Source organism: Stenotrophomonas sp. STEN240 (assembly GCF_056756175.1).
This window is the reverse complement of sequence record NZ_JBRRBO010000005.1, coordinates 1-16,762: the sequence shown is the minus strand read 5'-3', so window position 1 is coordinate 16,762 and position 16,762 is coordinate 1. Positions and strand designations below refer to the sequence as shown.

The window sequence follows — 16,762 nt, the reverse complement described above, 5'->3', positions numbered from 1 at the left end:
GGCACCCACGCCACGCTGACCAGAATGACCACCGCCGCGCGCCGCGTGGCGGCTGAAGGATGAGCCGTATGGAAACCACTTCCCACACCCTGCTTCCCACTGCCGCGTTGTTCAACGACCCGGCCAGCGATGCACGCGCGAACCAGTTCCGCATGCGCCGCCTGCAGGTGCTCAACTGGGGCACGTTCTCGGGCCTGACCGAAGTGCCCATCGCCGAGCGCGGCTTCCTGTTCGTCGGCCGCTCCGGCTCGGGCAAGTCCACCCTGCTCGATGGCATGAGTGCACTGCTGACGCCGCCGAGCATCGTCGACTTCAACGCCGCCGCGCGCGAAGCCGAACGCTCCGGCCGCGACCGCTCGCTGGTGTCCTATGTGCGTGGTGCCTGGGCCGACCAGCAGGACAGCGAGTCGGGCGAGATCGCCACCCAGTACCTGCGAAAAGGCGCCACCTGGAGCGCCTTGGCGCTGGAATACCACACCGCCCGCGGCGACGCGGTGTCGATCGTGCGCCTGTTCTGGATTGCCGGCTCCGGCACCTCGGCCAATGATGTGCGCAAGCACTACATGGTGATTCCGCGTCGCTTCGACCTGGCCAAGGAGATGGAAGGCTTCGACCTGGACCTGCGCAAGCTGCGCGGCCGCTTGGGCGAGGACGTCGGCCACTTCGACAGCTTCACCGGTTATGCCGAGCGCTTCCGTCATCTGCTGGGCATCGGCAACGACATGGCGCTGCGTCTGCTGCACAAGACCCAGTCGGCCAAGAACCTGGGCGACCTCAACGGCTTCCTGCGTGGCTTCATGCTGGAAGAGCCGCGCACCTTCGAAGCGGCCGACCGCCTGGTTGAAGATTTCGCTGAACTTGATGGTGCCCACCACGCCGTGGTCACCGCGCGCCGCCAGGTCGAGACGCTGACCCCGGCGCGTGATTTCCATCAGGACCTGATGACCCTGCGCAAGGGCGTAGCGACGCTGCGCGACCTGCAGATCGGCATCGACGGCTTCCGCGAAGAGAAGCGCCTGGAGCTGGTCAACGAGCGCCTGAAAGAAGTGGAAATGCTCGACCGCGGCCTGATGGGCGAGGAAGGGCAACGCCGGCAATCGCTGGACAACCACGAACAGAAGCTGGTCGAGCTGGAACGCCAGCAGCGCGAGCAGGGCGGTGAGCGCATCGAGGAACTCGAACGCGAGCGCATCCGCGTCGAGCGCGAAGTCGACGAACGCAGCCGTCGCCGCAAGCAGCTGGAAGGCGCATGCCGCCAGCTCGGCATGGCCCTGGCCGATACCGCCAGCGGTTTCTCCGAGCAGGTGGAACAGGCGCGTGCGCTGATCGACGGCACCAAGTCCGGCGCCGGCACGGTCGACGATGCCATTGCCGAGCGCATGGCCGAGCGCCGCGATGACGAAAAGCGTTTCGCTGCACTGCGGGTGGAACTGGAATCGCTGAAGGCTGCACCGAGCTCGATCCCGGCACCGCTGCAGCAGCTGCGCGCACGTCTGTGCGACGACACCGGCCTGTCCGAATCGGCGCTGCCCTTTGTCGGCGAGTTGATCCAGGTCCGCGAAGACCAGATCGGCTGGCGCGGCGCCATCGAGCGCGTGCTGCACGGCTTCGCGCAGTCGCTGCTGGTTGACGAGAAGAATCATCAGCAGGTTGCCGAGTGGGCCAACCGCACCCACCTGGGCACCAAGCTGGTGTACTTCCGCATCCGCGACAACGAGTTGCTGCATGCGCGTGAGCCGGAGAAGCGCTCGCTGATCCACAAGCTGCAGCTGCGTGACCATCCTTATGGCGACTGGGTCTACAACGAGCTGCAGCGCCGGTTCGACTACACCTGCGTGGAAAACGCTGGCCAGCTGCGCAGCGAAGACCGCGCGATCACCCGCGAAGGGCAGATCAAGCACCCGGGCGACCGCTACGAAAAGGATGACCGCCACGCGGTCAACGATCGCAAGCGCTGGATGCTGGGCCACGACAACCGCGACAAGCGCCGCGTATTCGAACGCGAAGGCCAGGAGCTGGCACAGCGCATCGCGCGCAGCGAAGCCGACGTGGCGATGCTGCGCAAGCAGCGCGAAAGTGGCCACGAAAAGCAGCTGGCCGCGCATTCGCTGATCGAGCGTGAGTGGGACGAGATCGATGTCGGCCCGCGCCTGCAGCGGCTCACCGATATCGACGAGCAGCTGCTTGACCTGCGCGAGGGCGACAGCGCCCTGGCCCGCATCGGCCAGCAGATTGAATTGACCCGCGGCCTGCGCGACCAGGGCAAGCGCACCTACGAAGACGTGCGCCTGGAACGTGCGCAGTTCTCGCGTGAGCGCGTGCGCCTGGAGCAGCAGCGCGACAACGGCCAATCGCGCGTTTCCAGCGCGCCACTGACCGAGTTGCAGCGCGAAGGACTGGAAGCACGCCTGCAGATCCTGCCGGGCTTGAACCTGGAAAGTCTGGAAAGCCACTTCCGGGTGATCGAGCGTGGCCTGGCCGAAGAACTGGGCAGCAGCCAGGGCCGCGACGCCAAGCTGACCCAGCACCTGCTGGACTGCTTCCGCAAATACACCCAGCAGTGGCCGGAAGACTCCGGTGACTTCACCGTGTCGCTGACCAGCGCCGATGATTTCCTTGCGCGTTTGACCCGGCTTGAGAGCGACGGCCTGCCGCGCCACGAGGGCCGCTTCTTCGAGCTGCTGCAGACCCAGAGCAAAAACAATCTGCTTGCCCTGCAGCGGCACACCGCTGAAGCGCACAAGGCGATCAAGCAGCGCATGGACGAGGTCAACGCCTCGCTGGAGCAGGTGGCGTTCAACCGCGGCACTGTGCTGGCCATCGACGTGCACGACCGGCGCCTGCCGGAAGTGCAGGATTTCCAGCTGCAGCTGCGCGCGGTGTTGACCCACCAGCAGACCGAAGACCGTTCGCTGGCCGAGTCGCAGTTCAATGTGCTTCGTGACCTGGTGCGTCGCCTCGGCGCACAGGAGCCGGAGCTGCGCCGCTGGCGCGAGCAGGTGCTGGACGTGCGCCTGCATGTGGAGTTCATCGGTGTCGAGCTGGATGCCGAAACCCGCGAACAGGTGGAAATCTATCGCAGCGGCGCCGGCAAATCCGGTGGCCAGCGGCAGAAGCTGGCGACGACCTGTCTTGCTGCTGCATTGCGCTACCAGCTGGGCGGCGAAGACGGCGAACTGCCGCGTTACGCCGCCGTGGTGCTGGACGAAGCTTTCGACAAGGCCGACAACGAGTTCACCGCGCTGGCGATGAACATCTTCGAGAACTTCGGCTTCCAGATGGTGGTGGCCACCCCGTTGAAGTCGGTGATGACGCTGGAACCGTTCATCGGTGGCGCCTGCTTCGTCGAGATCAGCGGCCGCCACGATTCGGGCGTATTGCTGATCGAATACGACGACGAAGGCAATCGCCTGAAGCTGCCGGCGCGCGCACGCGGCGCGATGGCCCAGGCCAGCGTCGAGGACGCGGTGAACGTGCAGCTTGCTGCTGACGCAGCGCCTGCACCCAGCGAAGCCGCCGAGGCCGAGCTTGAAGCGCCGGCTGTTGAAACTTCAGTGGAAGTGGAAGCAACTGCCAAGCCGGCCGCGAAGAAAGCCGCGAAGAAGTCTTCGACGAAAAAGAACATTCCGGCCTGACAGTCAGGGCAGGCACCGAGGCTTTCCCTTCCCCCGCAAGCGGGGGAAGGTGCCCGAAGGGCGGAAGGGGGCAGTTTGTGATCCTGCTTCGGCTTTAGCTTCAAGCCAAAGCCAAAGCCAAAGCCAAAGCCAAAGCCAAAGCACCCCTCCCCAACTCTCCCCTGCTGCGCAAGGGAGGGAGCAGTGCACGGCGGCTGCCGCACCCGTAGCAATGAGGGTCATCCCTTCTCCCGCTTGCGGGGGAAGGTGCCCGAAGGGCGGATGGGGGGGACGCTTGTGATCCAGCTTCGGCTTTCGCTTGAAGCCAAACCCCCAAGCTACCCTTCAGCCTTTGATCAAGTGGCAGCAGCAAAGCAATCCATTGCGCACATGAAAAGGCAGCAGAGCAAAGCGCGCACTGCACTTGTTACCCTTGAGCCAACCAAGAGCACGCGCAACGGAGATCAGCATGCATTACGTCGAAATCATCACCGCCCTGGTGGTGCTGCAATACCTGTTCTTCATCTACCAGGTCGGCCGTGCGCGCGGCCGCTACGGCGTCAAGGCGCCGGCCGTCACCGGCCATGAAGGCTTCGAGCGCATGTACCGGGTGCAGATGAACACCCTGGAGCTGATGGTTGCCCTGGTGCCGTCGCTGCTCATCGCTGCCCGCTTCTGGCCCGCCGAATGGGTGGCGGCAATCGGCGCGGTCTACCTGATCGGTCGTTTCATCTACTGGCGCGCCTATGTCGGCAATCCGTCCAGCCGCGGCCTGGGCTTCGGCCTGTCGATGTTGCCGGTGCTGGTGCTCCTGCTGATGGCCCTGGCCGGCGCGATCCTGCGCTGAGAGCCCGCACCGGTTTTCTGCTTTTGTGGGAGCGGTGTAAACCGCGAAGCTCATGGCCCCGCAGCTGCGGTTCAATCTGCAATTGCAATCTTCGCTGGCTTCACGGCTCACGCCGTTCCCACAAAAACAAAATGGCAATGAACCAAGGGAGCCTTACGGCTCCCTTGGCGGTCATGCAACTCAGAAATCCAGGCTGAGCTTGGCGTAGGTGTAGCGGCCGGGCAGGTCATAGGTGCCCGGGTCATAGCCATTGAGCGTGCAGCTCAGGCAGATCGGCGGGTTCTTGTCGAAGACGTTGTTGACGCCCACGGCGAGCTTCACGCCCTTCATCCATGCATCGGTGCGCCAGCTGATCTGTGCATCGTGGTAGGTGGTGGCGCCAAGCCAATGCTGGTCGGCGACACTGTCGGTGCAGATCGCAAAGCCATTGGCACCGGCGCAGCTTTCGCGCAGGCGGTCGATGTAACGCATGGTCCAGTTCACGTTCCAGTTCTGGTAATCCCAGTTGGTGGTGAACGTCGAGCTCCATTCCGGGATGGCGCTGTCGCTGACTTCGATGCCCGGGCCCTTCGGTTCGGGCTGGCCGGATTCATTGATCAGCTCGTAGCGGGTGACCCAGGTGGCCTTCCAGTCGAAGCCGAGCTGGCCCCAGCCGGTTTCCGGCAACAGCCAATGCGCGTTGAAATCCCAACCGCTGGTGTTGATGGTGCCCAGGTTGGCCAGGATGTCCTCGAAGCGGACGATCTGGCCGCGGTCGTTGCGGGTATAGCTGGCGCAGGCGAAGGCATCGCGGCTGTCGATGCAGCGGTCCATGATCGACTGTGCATCCGGTGCCTGGATCGCCTTGTCGATGGTGTGGCGGTAGAAGGTCACACCCAGGTCCAGCTTGCTGGCCCAGCTGCTGTCCTCGGCCCAGCTCGGGCTCCACACCGCGCCGGCCATGAACGAGCGGCTCTCTTCCGGTTCCAGCTTGCGGTTGCCGGCGGTCACCACCGAGATCTGCGGGTTGGCCTGCTCGTAGCCCGGCGGTACACCGTCGGCGACGCACTTGGGCGTGGTCGAGGCGGCGTTGTTGCAGGGGTCGACGATGGTGGCATCGAAGCGGCTCAGGGTGCCGTACAGCTCACCGATCGATGGTGCGCGGAAGCCCTGCGCGAAGGACATGCGCAGCAGCAATTCGTCGGCCGGTTGCCAGCGCAGGCCGATCTTGCCGGTGCCGGTGCCGCCGAAGGTGGAGTAATCCGAGTAACGGCCGGCAATGCTCAGGTCCAGGCTCTTGCCCCAGAAACCCTCGCGCGCCAGCGGCACGTCGAATTCCACATACGCTTCCTTCACCGAGTAGCTGCCGATGGTCACGCCCGAGGGCACGCCGTTGTATTCGCCGGCCACGGTGATCGGGTCGGGATGGTACTCGCCCTTGTAGCGGCGCCATTCGGCACCGGCGGCGAAGGACAACGGCCCGGCCCAGATGTCGAACAGCTCGCCGGTGATGTTGGCCGAGCCCAGTGACAAGGTGTTCTTGCTGCGGTCGCGCACGATCGGCGAAATCCAGGCCAGCATTTCCGGGGTGATGGTGCCCGGCCCGCCGAAGATGTTCAGCGGTACGCAACCGGCAATCGCCGCGCAGGCGGCAGGGTCACCCAGCGCCTGGTTGATGTGCTTGACGTTGTAGCTGCCGGTATTGGTCTGGGTGGCCTTGCTCTCGCTGGACATCACGTTGACGTCCCAGTTCCAGGTGCGTTGGTTGACCTCGAACACGCCATCCAATCCGCCGGCCGCGTACCAGGTTTTCACGTCCTGCTCGTAGCGGCGCGGGCCGCCTTCGACCGGTCGCCGGCCGAGCAGGAACAGATTGGGATTGGCGCCCATCGTGGTCAGGTCAAAGCCAAACGGGTTGTAGGGGTTGTTGGCAGAGATGACCAGTTTGGTTTCGGCCCAGTCGTTGTACACACCGGCATCGGTGCCCAGGAAGAAGGGCTCCGGTGCGGCCTGGTTGGCCGATTCACGCTCGCTGTACAGGCCACGGAACCAGCCACTGACATTCGGGGTGAACTCGAAACGCACCTGGCCGAACACCGATTTGCGCTCGTTCGGGGTCAGCAGCAGGTTGTTGGGTGCGAAGTTGTAGCGGTCGGGGGTGCCGAAGCAGTGGTAGTCATCGGTGCGGGTACAGCCGGTCTGGCTGGGATCGAAAACCGGATTGGTAACGCCACTGTTGGAGGTGATGTTGTAGGTATTGCCACTGGGGTCGGCAAACACCAGGCGCCCCTGTGGGGTTGCCGAGCTGCCGTTGGCCAGGCCGGTGCCGGGTACCGGCACGGTCGCCCATTCGTACTCTTTGGAGGAGATTTCCTTCTGCTTGAACCACGACGCGCCCACAATCCACTGCGCACGCTCGCTGCTGCCGCCAAAGCTCAGGTCGATGCTGCTGGTATCGCCGCCCTTGAGGTTGTAGTCGCCGTACTGCACCTCGACGTGGCCGCCTTCGGCACCCTTCTTGGTGATGATGTTGACCACGCCGGCGATGGCGTCGGAGCCGTAGATCGAGGACGCGCCGTCTTCCAGCACTTCAATGCGTTCGACGATCGCCAGCGGGATGGTGTTCAAGTCCACCGAGGAACCCACGCCCGAGCCGGAGGATTCATTGACCCAGCGGATGCCATCCACCAGTACCAGTACGCGCTTGGGCCCGAGATGGCGCAGGTCCACCGTTGCCGCACCGGCACCGACACCGCCGCCATCGGGAGGAAAGCCGAAGTTGCCGCTGGAGTTGAGCTTGGTGCTCAGCGATGCGCCGCTGGCGGTGAGGTGCTGGACCACATCGGCGACCGAGCTGTAACCGGTGCGTTCGATGGCTTCGCGGGTGAGTACCTGTACCGGAACCTGGGTCTCCAGCTCGGCTTTCTTGATGCGGGTACCCGTGACTTGAATGCTGTCCAGGGTCTTGGGCGCGCTGTCGGGTGCTTGTTGCGCGAATGCCGCGCCGGGCAGCAGACACAACAGGGATAAGCGGACAGCGCAGCTGAGGCGGCGCGGGCGTAGCGGTAACAACGTCATCGGAAAGCTCCTGGTGATTGCCGGACTACGTGCCCGCCACCATGACGGGCGTAGCCGATTTGTAAGCAATTCGTTAGGCGCAGACAAGCGGAGACGTCTCAACACGAGCCGTAAACCGCACAATGAAACCGTTGTTACATCAATTCACCGAGATGAATAGCCACCATCGACCAGGTGGTAGCTCCCGGTAATGAACGACGCTTTGTCCGACAACAGGAAGCAGGTCAGTGCCGCTACCTCCTCGGCCGTGCCCAGCCGCCCGGCCGGATGCAGTGCCACCAGCCCGGCGTAGGCGCGGTCGTCCATGCCCTGCAGCAGTGGCGTGTCGATGAAGCCCGGGCCCACTGCATTGACCCGCAGGCCGCGCGCGGAATATTCCAGCGCCGCACTCTTGGTCATGCCTACCAGCGCATGTTTTGCCGCCACATAGGCCGCCGCACCGGCCCAGCCATTGGTGCCCAGGATCGAGGCCATATTGACCACGGCGCCGCCGCCACTGGCGAGGATGGCGGGGATTTCATACTTCATCGAATAGAACACGCCGTGCAGGTTGACCCCGAGCACGCGGTGCCATTCTTCCAGTGGATAATCGGCGGTCTGCAGGCTGGCGCCGCTGATGCCGGCGTTGTTGACGGCCAGATGCAGGCCGCCGAAGCGCTCCTTGCAGGCACCCACCATATGCCGCACCGCATCCGGGTCGCTCACATCCACCTGCAGCGCCTGCACCCGCTCACCCAGCGACATCGCCACCGCGGTTGCCGCATTGCCATCGATATCGGCGGCCAGCACCTGCGCACCGCCAGCGGCCAGTTGCCGCACCACCGCCTCACCAATGCCGGACGCGGCACCGGTCACCAAGGCGATGCGCCCGGCAAAATCGTGCTGCATGGCCGTACTCCCGAACTGCGGCATTGCCGCGATGGGTACAGCCTGCGGGTTTGACGGTGCCGGCGCATTGCGCCAGATCAAGCAGCCGCATCAGCCGGCGTGCTGTGCTGCCCGGGGCGGCTATGCAGCGGCAGGAAGTCGGCCAAGGCACTTGCCGACATCGGCTTTCCGAAGAAATAGCCCTGTGCGTAGACCACGCCCTTGTTGCGGAAGAACTCCGCCTGCTCCGCGGTTTCAATGCCTTCCACCAGGCTGCGCATGCCCAGGCTGCGCGCCAGTTCGATGATGTGGGTAGCCACCTGGCTGGTCACCGCCTCGGTGCAGGCGGTGGAAGTGAAACTCTTGTCGACCTTGAGGATGTCGAACGGAAAGGTGGTCAGGTAGGCAAGGCTGGAATAGCCGGTGCCGAAATCATCGATGGCGATGGCAATGCCCAGGGCGCGGATGGCGTTGACCACTTCCATGGCGCTGGTTTCCTCCAGCAGGCCGCGTTCGGTAGCCTCCACCACGAACTGGCCGTTGCCCACGCCGATACTGCGCTGCATGGCTTCCAGCAGCGCCGGTGTCTGCATCGATTGCAGGTCGCGTGGTGACAGATTCACGCCCAGGTGAAATTGTGGATGGCGGCGCAGGAAGCCGGTCAGGTCCTTGACCACCAGTTCCAGTACACGGCGGGTAACCAGCTGGATCAGGCCCGCATCCTCGGCAAACGGGATGAAGCGGTCCGGCGGTACCACGGTGCCGTCCTCATGCTGCCAGCGCAGCAGCGCCTCGGCGCCGATGCAGGTGTTGTCCTGCAGGTCGAAAACCGGTTGGTAGAGCAGGAACAGGTGGCCTTTGTTGAGCGCCCGCAGCAGCTCGGCGCGCGCCGACACCTGGCGCCGGATAAGGATCAGCGCCATGCCCAGCACGGCCAACCCGGCGATGACCCCGATCGGGATGAACCAGTGCGCGAACTGGGCCACGCGGGCGTCGATGGTCGACAGTGGGGTGGCCACGATCAAGCCGGTGATGCCGGGTGACAGCACCCGCCGCACCACCATGTAACCGCTCTGCTGGTCGATGAAGTGGCCCTTGTCGTCGGCCTTTCCGTCGGCTTCAACCCAGCGTTGTTCCAGCGTGCCGTTGCGCGCGGTGTAGCGGCTGTCCTTGACGTTGAACAGGCCCAGTGAAAGATCCGGTCGTGCGAACGGTGCGATCAGCCCGTCCGGGTACAGCAGCAGCGCGTAGCCGTCCTTCTCCAACAACACGTACTGCCGGTCGGCAAGCCCGGGGACGCGCAGTTGGGTGTACAGGCTTACCCCTTCGGGGGTGCGCAGCGAAGAGGGGCCCAGCACGAGCCGCTGCATCAAGGCGCCGCTGGAGGAGCACAGCACCTTGCCGTCCTGCAGATACAGCGTGCTCTTCACCACCTGCGAACCCAGCCCGAAGCGCTGCAAGCGCAGCCTTCCTGCGTCGCTGCAGGGTTCATCACCGCTACCGCGCATTTCCTCGCGCAGCATCCCCAAGGTGGTGGCGGTGCTGCGGACCTGGCGTTCCAGGTTGGCTGCCACTTCGTCCAGCCCCACGAACTTCTCGCGGATGGCCTGCGCCCGTGCCTGGCGGAGTGAGTAGGCGACTGGTACGCAGGCCAGGATGGCGCCCGTGACCAGCAGCAGCACTGCAATTCCACGTGGGCTTTTCAAGATTCGCCGTCCCGGTTGGCTGGTAGTTAAGGACCCACTATGTGACGTCCGTCAATAATTTCCAGCGGCTGAAATTTAGCTATGTGCAGGTGGGTTTCACGGCGTGTTGAAGGTATCCCAGGCCATGCGCGTGATCAGTACCACCACCAGCACCACAAAAAGCTTGCGAATCAATGGAGTGCCGCCGCGCAGGGCGAGCCGGGTGCCGGTCACCGCGCCCAGTACGTTGGCCGCGGCCATCGGTACCGCAAGGGCCAGCAGCACATTGCCGCTGGGCACGAAGAACGACAACGCTGCCACATTGGTGGCCAGGTTGACCACCTTGGACGCGGCCGAGGCGCGCAGGAAGTCCAGGCCGAAGAAGCGTACGAACAGGAAGATCAGGAAGCTGCCGGTACCGGGCCCGAAGAAGCCATCGTAGAAACCGATCACCCCGCCCATCGCCAGCGCGATCAGCAGTTCGCGCCGGCCGACCTCGCGTGGCCGGTGCAGCGCGCCGAAATCCTTCTTGGTCAGGGTATAGCCCAGCATCACGATCAACAGGGTCAGCACCAATGGCCGCACCGCCTCCTTGGACAGCAGGGTCACCGCAGTGGCGCCAAGGAAGGAGAACGCAAACGCCGCAGCGGCCGCCAGCAACACCGGCCGCCAGGGGAAACGCACCGCGCGCGCATAGCGCAGCGCCGAGGCACCGGTGCCGAACACCGAGCTGAATTTATTGGTACCCAGCAACGCGGCCGGCGTCTGCTGCGGCAGGGCAGTGAACAGCCCGGGCAACTGGATCAAACCACCGCCACCGACCGCCGCATCCACCAGTCCGGCGATGAAGGCGATGACCAGCAACCACGGCAGCTCGGGTGGGATCAACTCCAGCATGGCAACTCCGGCGCAGGGCGCGACAGCATACGCGCCCTGCACGGCGACATCGCTTGGAAGCGCCGCGCGGCTGGACGAAAATGCACAGATGCAGATATCTCCCAGCTCCCCCTGTCCCTGTGGCCGCGCGCAGACCTATGCGGCCTGCTGTGGCCGTTACCACGCCGGCCAGGCTGCCCCCGATGCCGAGGCACTGATGCGTTCGCGCTATAGCGCCTATGTACTGCAGGACGTCGACTACCTGTTGGCCAGCTGGCATCCGGACACCCGCCCGGCGGAGCTTTCGCTTCAGGACGCCCCCGGCCAGCGCACGCAATGGCTGGGTCTGAGCGTGAAGCGTCATGCCCTCACCGGCGAAGACACCGCCGACGTCGAGTTCACCGCCCGCTACCGCGTAGGCGGTGGCAGCGCGGTAAAGATGACCGAGCACAGCCGCTTCCAGCGCATCGACGGCCGCTGGTACTACCTGGACGCCGCCGGCTGAAGCGCCACCGCGTCCCTCGCGTACTGCGCGGGCAGGGCATGCAGCGAAGCAGCGCCGCATTGGTAGAGCCGAGCCATGCTCGGCTGGGGCCGTACCGGGAAAGCCCTGCCGAGCACGGCTCGGCACTACGCACCCTCCCTTGCGCGAAGCGAAGGGGAGGGCTGGGGAGGGGTGCCTTTGGCTCTTCGCAACCCTCAAACAACTCCAGCTTCGCGGCTCACGCCGCTCCCACAACCAAACGCAAGCACACCGCTTATCATCAAGCTCCAGTGCAAGGAGCCCATGGATGAACCCGATCAACCTGCTGCGTGCAGGCACCACGATGGCGGCGCTGCTGCTGGCCCTCCCTGCCAACGCCGCGATCGCCGACTTCGGCAGCTGTGGCGCCTCACTCAAGACCGCCGCCGTCGCCCAGGGCATCAGCGGCGAAAAGGTTGACCAGGTCTTCAGCAGCATCACGCCGGACCTGAGCGTGCTGCCACTGCTCGACGCGCAGCCCGAGTTCACCACCCCCATTTGGGACTACCTGGCCTCGCTGGTCGACAGCCGCCGCATCGCCGATGGCCGCGCGCTGCTCACCCAGCACCGCGCGCTGCTGGACCAGGTAAGCGCCCAGTACGGCGTTGATCCGGCCACCATCGTTGCGGTCTGGGGCGTGGAGAGCGATTACGGCCGCGTGTTCGGCAAGCGCCCGCTGCTGCAGTCACTGGCCACGCTGTCCTGCAACGGCCGCCGCCAGCCCTTCTTCAAGGGCGAGCTGCTGGCCTTGCTGAAGCTGATCGACAAGGGCGACCTTAACCCCGACGGCCTGACCGGCTCCTGGGCCGGCGCTTTCGGCCACACCCAGTTCATGCCATCGACCTACGCCCGCATCGCCGTGGATGGTGACGGCGACGGCCGCCGCGATCTGGTTGCCAGCATTCCCGACGCGCTGGCCTCCACCGCCAATTACCTCAAGCAGTCCGGCTGGCGCAGCGGCCAGCCATGGGGCGTGGAAGTCCGCATCCCGGCCAACTTCAATGCCGCACTCGCCGGCCGTACCAAGCGCAAGCCGCTGGCGGACTGGCGCGCGCTGGGCGTCACTCTGGCAGACGGCAAGCCGTTGCAGGTATCGGCCATCGCTGACGACAGCAACGCCGCCGTGCTGCTGCCGGCCGGCACCAAGGGCCCGGCCCTGCTGGTGTTCCGCAACTACGACGCGATCTATTCCTACAACGCCGCCGAGAGTTACGCCCTGGCCATCGCCACCCTGGCTGACCGCCTGCGCGGCGGCCCTGGCTTGAGCGCGGCCTGGCCCACCGACGACCCGGGCATCGGCCGCGATGAGCGTCGCGAACTGCAGACCCTACTGCTCGCTCGTGGCCACGACATCGGCAGCGCCGATGGCATGGTCGGCAACGCCACCCGTCGCGCCATCCAGGTCGAACAGCAGCGGCTGGGCTGGAAGGACGCCGATGGCCGTGCCGGCACCCGCATCCTGCAGGCGCTGCGTAACGCCCAGCCTGCCGAGCCCACCGCGTTCCGGCTACCGGCCGGCTATCAGCAGCTTGTCCAATCACCGATCGTACGGAGCAACGTTTCAATGAAGGATGTGCAGGGCCTGAGCACAGGCGACTACAAGGGTTTCACCGCATGGAAGGTGGAAACCCCGTTCTCGACCGCTGCCATCAGCGTGTTTGGCGGGCAGCTGCTGTCCTTCGTGCCCAATGGCGGTCAGGACGTGATGTGGCTTTCGCCCACTGCCAAGCAACCGCCCACGCCCATCCGTGGCGGTGCACCGGTGTGCTGGCCATATTTCTCGCGGCAGGGCCAGAGCAATGACGTGCCCGCGCATGGTTTCGTGCGTACCGTTGCCTGGCAGCTGCGCGATGCCCGCCGCGAAGCCGATGGCAGCGTGGTGCTGACCCTTGCCCCACCGGTGCTGGACAGCCTGGACCTGCGCCTGCAGATGGTGCTGCGCATCGGCCGCACCCTCGAACAGGAACTGATCACCGAAAACGCCGGCACCAAGCCGCAGACCTTCACCCAGGCACTGCACAACTACTTCAATGTCAGCGACGCCTTGAAGGTGGATGTCACCGGCCTGGACGGGCTCACCTACCTGGACAAGCTCGACAACGGCAATGCCCATGTGCAGAAGGGCGACTGGAACCTACGCGATCCGCGTGACCCGGGCCGTAGCGATCGCCTCTACACCCAGGCCGGCGGCCATTACGTACTGCGTGACCCGGGCTTCAAGCGCGCAATCGACATCAGCACCAGCGGCAGCCGCACCGCCGTGGTCTGGAACGCAGGCGAAGCCGGTGCAGCCAAGATGGAAGATATCGGCGCGGCGTGGCGCAACTACGTCTGCGTGGAGGCGGCCAACGCCGGCCCGGACGTGATCGAGCTGGCCCCGGGCGGACGCCACAGCCTCAAGCAGGTGTTCGAGGTGAAGCCGCTTTGAGTGGTTTCTGGTTGTGAGTGCAGGGCGGCCCGGCCTAGAGTCGGCGCCTTGCGCTGCCATGAAGGTAGCTGTGCCCAATCAAGGAAGAAACGATGCCGAACACCCAGTGGTATTACACCGATGCACAGCATGAGCGGCAGGGGCCGCTTGCCACCCCGCAGCTGCAGCAGCTGATCGCCGAGGGCGGGCTGGCCCCGGCCTCGTTGCTATGGCGGGCCGGCATGGAGCAGTGGCAGCCGCTGCAGAACTTCGCGCAGGATCTGGCACTGCCCGGTGCCAACGACGCGCCCGCTGCTGGCAGCAACCCTTATGCCGCACCGTCCACGGTTGTTGCCGCACCGGTTGTCGAGCTGGATGACAAGTTGAAGCCCTACGCCGATTTTGTCGGCAACAACTTCGACAAGTACCGCCAGAAGTGGCATCTGGACGGAAAATACCCCAACGCCAAGGACACCTGGCATTGGCCGGCGTTCTTCCTCGGCGTGCTGTGGATGCTCTACCGCAAGATGTATACGCTAGCGCTGATGTGGGGCGGCGGAGCAATGCTGCTGGGAACCGCGCTACGCATCATGGGCATCCCGGACATGGCGGCATGGGGCGTCAATATCGGTATCTCCGTTGCCGCAGGTGGGCTGGGCAATGCGTTTTATTTGAAGCACACGCAGAAGCAGATCCAGCAGCTGACGTCCGCGAATACCAGCGGCGCCAACGCACTGCGGGCGCAGCTACGCTTGCGCGGCGGCACCAGTGTTGCAGCCGTGGTGACTGGCATCTTCGTGTTGATCCTGCTCAACGTGGTGATTGGGTTCCTGATTATTTGAGCAGCAGGCGTGCGCGCCTGCTGCTGCCGAGCAGGTGCGCGCTCGATGCACGGCGTGCTCAGCGCGGCGACGGCCGACGCAGCACCAGCAAGGTGACAACACCGGCCAACAAGCCCCAGAACGCCGAGCCGATCCCGGCCATGGTCAGGCCTGACGCCGTCACCAGAAAGGTCACCAGCGCCGGCTCACGCTCGGCCTCTTCCTTCAAGGCGACAGCCAGGCTGTTGCCGATGGTGCCAAGCAGGGCGATACCGGCCAGTGCCGCGATCAATTCCTTCGGGAAGGCAGCAAATACCGCTGCCACCGTCGCCCCGAACAAGCCGATCACGATGTAGAACACGCCGGCGCTCACCGCCGCCGTATACCGCCGTGCTGGATCTTCATGCACCTCCCGGCCCATGCAGATCGCCGCAGTGATTGCCGCCAGATTCAAGGCATAGCCGCCGAATGGCGCCAGCAGCGTGTTGACCACGCCGATCCAGCCGATCACCGGCGATATCGGCGCGTCATAACCGGAGGCCTTCAACACTGCCACGCCCGGCACGTTCTGCGACGCCATGGTCACGATGAACAAGGGCAGGGCGATGCCGAACAGTGCCGCCCACGACAGCGTCGGCGCGGTGAATACCGGCATTGCCATCTGCAGCTGCACCTGCTCCATATGCATCAAGCCCTTGCCACTGGCCATCGCCACGCCCACCAGCAAGGTCGCGATCACCGCATAGCGTGGAAACCAACGCCGGCCCAGCAGATAGGTGGCAAACATCAGCAGCACCAGCATCGGCTGGGTATTCACCGATACAAATACATCCAGGCCAAAGCGCAGCAACACCCCGGCCAACATGCCCGCAGCCAGCGACACCGGAATCCGCCGCATGGCTTTTTCGAAGACGCCAGAGAATCCGGCCAAGGTGCCCATCACGGCTGCCAGCACAAAGGCGCCGATGGCATCTGACAGTGGCAACGTGCTTGCCCCGACCACCAGCATCGCCGCCCCGGGCGTGGACCAAGCCGTCACTACTGGCACGCGGTAGCGCAGCGACAGGCCGATACAGGTAACGCCCATGCCGATGCCCAGCGCCCACATCCATGACGCGATTTCGGCCTGCCCGGCGCCAACGGCCTGCGCCGCCTGGAACACGATTACCGCCGAGCTGGCAAAGCCCACCAACACTGTAATGAAGCCGGCAACCACCGCAGGCAGCGAGAGATCACGAAAGAACGAACGCGGAGCCGGATTGGTCATCTATATAGAGGTGCAACGGATCAACCCGCATTGTGGCCCAGCCAGCAGGCCTGCGGCTCTCATGCAATCAGCCGAAGGCAAAGCCTTAGTGCCGCACGCGGAAGAGGGGCAATCGAAGCCAGAACCCCTCTCCCGTTTACGGGAGAGGGGCAGGGGCGAGGGCAGCTCTCCGCATTGAAAAAGCGCAAGGCACCAACAAGCCGCGCCACCCAGCAAGCAGACCGGCGGCCTCTGTGCACCCAGCCGAAGACAAAGCCCCTCTCCCGTATACGGGAGAGGGGTTGGGGTGAGGGCAGCTCTCCGCATTGCAAAAAAGCACAACGCACCAACAAGCCACGCCACCCAGCAAACAGACCGGCAGCTTCTTTGCACCCAGCCGAAGACAAAGCCCCTCTCCCGTACACGGGAGAGGGGCTGGGGTGAGGGCAGCTCTCCGCAAGGACTTTGCCAAGTCTGGCCCCAACCCCTGATTTGCCGCTCTGCAACAAAAAGTGATTGCGGTTTTCACAAAGATGTCTAGAATCCACTTCCTCGCTTCACGGCGCCGATCACAGCAGTGACCGGAACCAACAAGCAGCGTCAGCAGCCTCCAAAAAGGGTGTTGACGGAAACAAAAAGCCTGCCATAATAGGCGGCTCGCTTCGACGAAAAGCCTTCGGGCCAACGCTGAAGCCGCCGAGTCAACCGCCCCGAAATGAGGTGTTGACGAAGCAGAAAAGCCACCATATAATGGGCGGCTCGCTACGACGGAAACGTCGCAGCCTACGAAGAAGGCGCTGAGGCCTGATTCGAAGTTCT

Annotated in this window: 9 protein-coding genes and 1 pseudogene; 5 read left to right on the top strand and 5 right to left on the bottom strand. The window is 64.6% G+C overall.

The genetic code is table 11. The features are described from left to right. Positions 1 to 68: 68 nt before the first annotated feature. Together ACVOKO_RS03470 and ACVOKO_RS03465 are read left to right on the top strand one after the other, a co-directional pair. Positions 69 to 3,632: pseudogene (locus ACVOKO_RS03470) on the top strand (ATP-binding protein); the annotation flags it as partial. Between the two features lie 451 nt (positions 3,633 to 4,083). After that, positions 4,084 to 4,461, top strand: coding sequence for an MAPEG family protein (locus ACVOKO_RS03465; RefSeq protein ID WP_346497316.1), 378 nt, complete (start codon positions 4,084 to 4,086; stop codon positions 4,459 to 4,461). A gap of 180 nt (positions 4,462 to 4,641) precedes the next feature. On the opposite strand, the gene ACVOKO_RS03460 is transcribed toward ACVOKO_RS03465, so the two are convergent. The 4 genes from ACVOKO_RS03460 to ACVOKO_RS03445 all read right to left on the bottom strand — a co-directional run bounded on the left by ACVOKO_RS03460 (position 4,642) and on the right by ACVOKO_RS03445 (position 10,967). Next, positions 4,642 to 7,518 carry a TonB-dependent receptor plug domain-containing protein gene (locus ACVOKO_RS03460; protein ID WP_346497314.1) on the bottom strand — a complete coding sequence of 959 codons (2,877 nt, stop codon included), beginning with the start codon at positions 7,516 to 7,518 and terminating at the stop codon, positions 4,642 to 4,644. A gap of 144 nt (positions 7,519 to 7,662) precedes the next feature. Beyond that, complete coding sequence (locus ACVOKO_RS03455) at positions 7,663 to 8,406, bottom strand: SDR family NAD(P)-dependent oxidoreductase (protein WP_346497312.1); 744 nt, start codon at positions 8,404 to 8,406, stop codon at positions 7,663 to 7,665. Positions 8,407 to 8,483: 77 nt separating this feature from the next. Next, the gene (locus ACVOKO_RS03450; protein WP_346497310.1) at positions 8,484 to 10,067 is read right to left on the bottom strand and encodes an EAL domain-containing protein; all 1,584 of its coding nucleotides are present in this window, start codon (positions 10,065 to 10,067) and stop codon (positions 8,484 to 8,486) included. 120 nt (positions 10,068 to 10,187) lie between these two features. Then, on the bottom strand, positions 10,188 to 10,967 hold the full coding sequence (locus ACVOKO_RS03445; RefSeq protein ID WP_346497308.1) for a sulfite exporter TauE/SafE family protein: 780 nt from the start codon (positions 10,965 to 10,967) through the stop codon (positions 10,188 to 10,190). 88 nt (positions 10,968 to 11,055) lie between these two features. Between ACVOKO_RS03445 and ACVOKO_RS03440 the strand changes: the two genes are divergently transcribed. The 3 genes from ACVOKO_RS03440 to ACVOKO_RS03430 all read left to right on the top strand — a co-directional run bounded on the left by ACVOKO_RS03440 (position 11,056) and on the right by ACVOKO_RS03430 (position 14,718). Then, positions 11,056 to 11,451 carry a YchJ family metal-binding protein gene (locus tag ACVOKO_RS03440; protein WP_346497306.1) on the top strand — a complete coding sequence of 132 codons (396 nt, stop codon included), beginning with the start codon at positions 11,056 to 11,058 and terminating at the stop codon, positions 11,449 to 11,451. Between the two features lie 295 nt (positions 11,452 to 11,746). Next, positions 11,747 to 13,897 (top strand): lytic murein transglycosylase, encoded by a 2,151-nt coding sequence (locus ACVOKO_RS03435; protein WP_430980709.1) that lies wholly within the window; start codon positions 11,747 to 11,749, stop codon positions 13,895 to 13,897. 92 nt (positions 13,898 to 13,989) lie between these two features. After that, complete coding sequence (locus tag ACVOKO_RS03430; protein ID WP_346497304.1) at positions 13,990 to 14,718, top strand: GYF domain-containing protein; 729 nt, start codon at positions 13,990 to 13,992, stop codon at positions 14,716 to 14,718. Positions 14,719 to 14,776: 58 nt separating this feature from the next. Here the strand turns inward: ACVOKO_RS03430 and ACVOKO_RS03425 are convergent, their stop codons facing one another. After that, positions 14,777 to 15,964 carry a benzoate/H(+) symporter BenE family transporter gene (locus tag ACVOKO_RS03425; protein WP_346497302.1) on the bottom strand — a complete coding sequence of 396 codons (1,188 nt, stop codon included), beginning with the start codon at positions 15,962 to 15,964 and terminating at the stop codon, positions 14,777 to 14,779. Positions 15,965 to 16,762: the final 798 nt, after the last annotated feature.

What these genes read in the sequence shown, in the direction of transcription:
- ACVOKO_RS03465 (WP_346497316.1), top strand. Translation starts at nt 4,084, where the DNA reads ATGCATTACGTCGAAATCATCACCGCCCTGGTGGTGCTGCAATACCTG.
- ACVOKO_RS03460 (WP_346497314.1), bottom strand. Translation starts at nt 7,518, where the DNA reads ATGACGTTGTTACCGCTACGCCCGCGCCGCCTCAGCTGCGCTGTCCGC.
- ACVOKO_RS03455 (WP_346497312.1), bottom strand. Translation starts at nt 8,406, where the DNA reads ATGCAGCACGATTTTGCCGGGCGCATCGCCTTGGTGACCGGTGCCGCG.
- ACVOKO_RS03445 (WP_346497308.1), bottom strand. Translation starts at nt 10,967, where the DNA reads ATGCTGGAGTTGATCCCACCCGAGCTGCCGTGGTTGCTGGTCATCGCC.
- ACVOKO_RS03440 (WP_346497306.1), top strand. Translation starts at nt 11,056, where the DNA reads ATGCAGATATCTCCCAGCTCCCCCTGTCCCTGTGGCCGCGCGCAGACC.
- ACVOKO_RS03430 (WP_346497304.1), top strand. Translation starts at nt 13,990, where the DNA reads ATGCCGAACACCCAGTGGTATTACACCGATGCACAGCATGAGCGGCAG.
- ACVOKO_RS03425 (WP_346497302.1), bottom strand. Translation starts at nt 15,964, where the DNA reads ATGACCAATCCGGCTCCGCGTTCGTTCTTTCGTGATCTCTCGCTGCCT.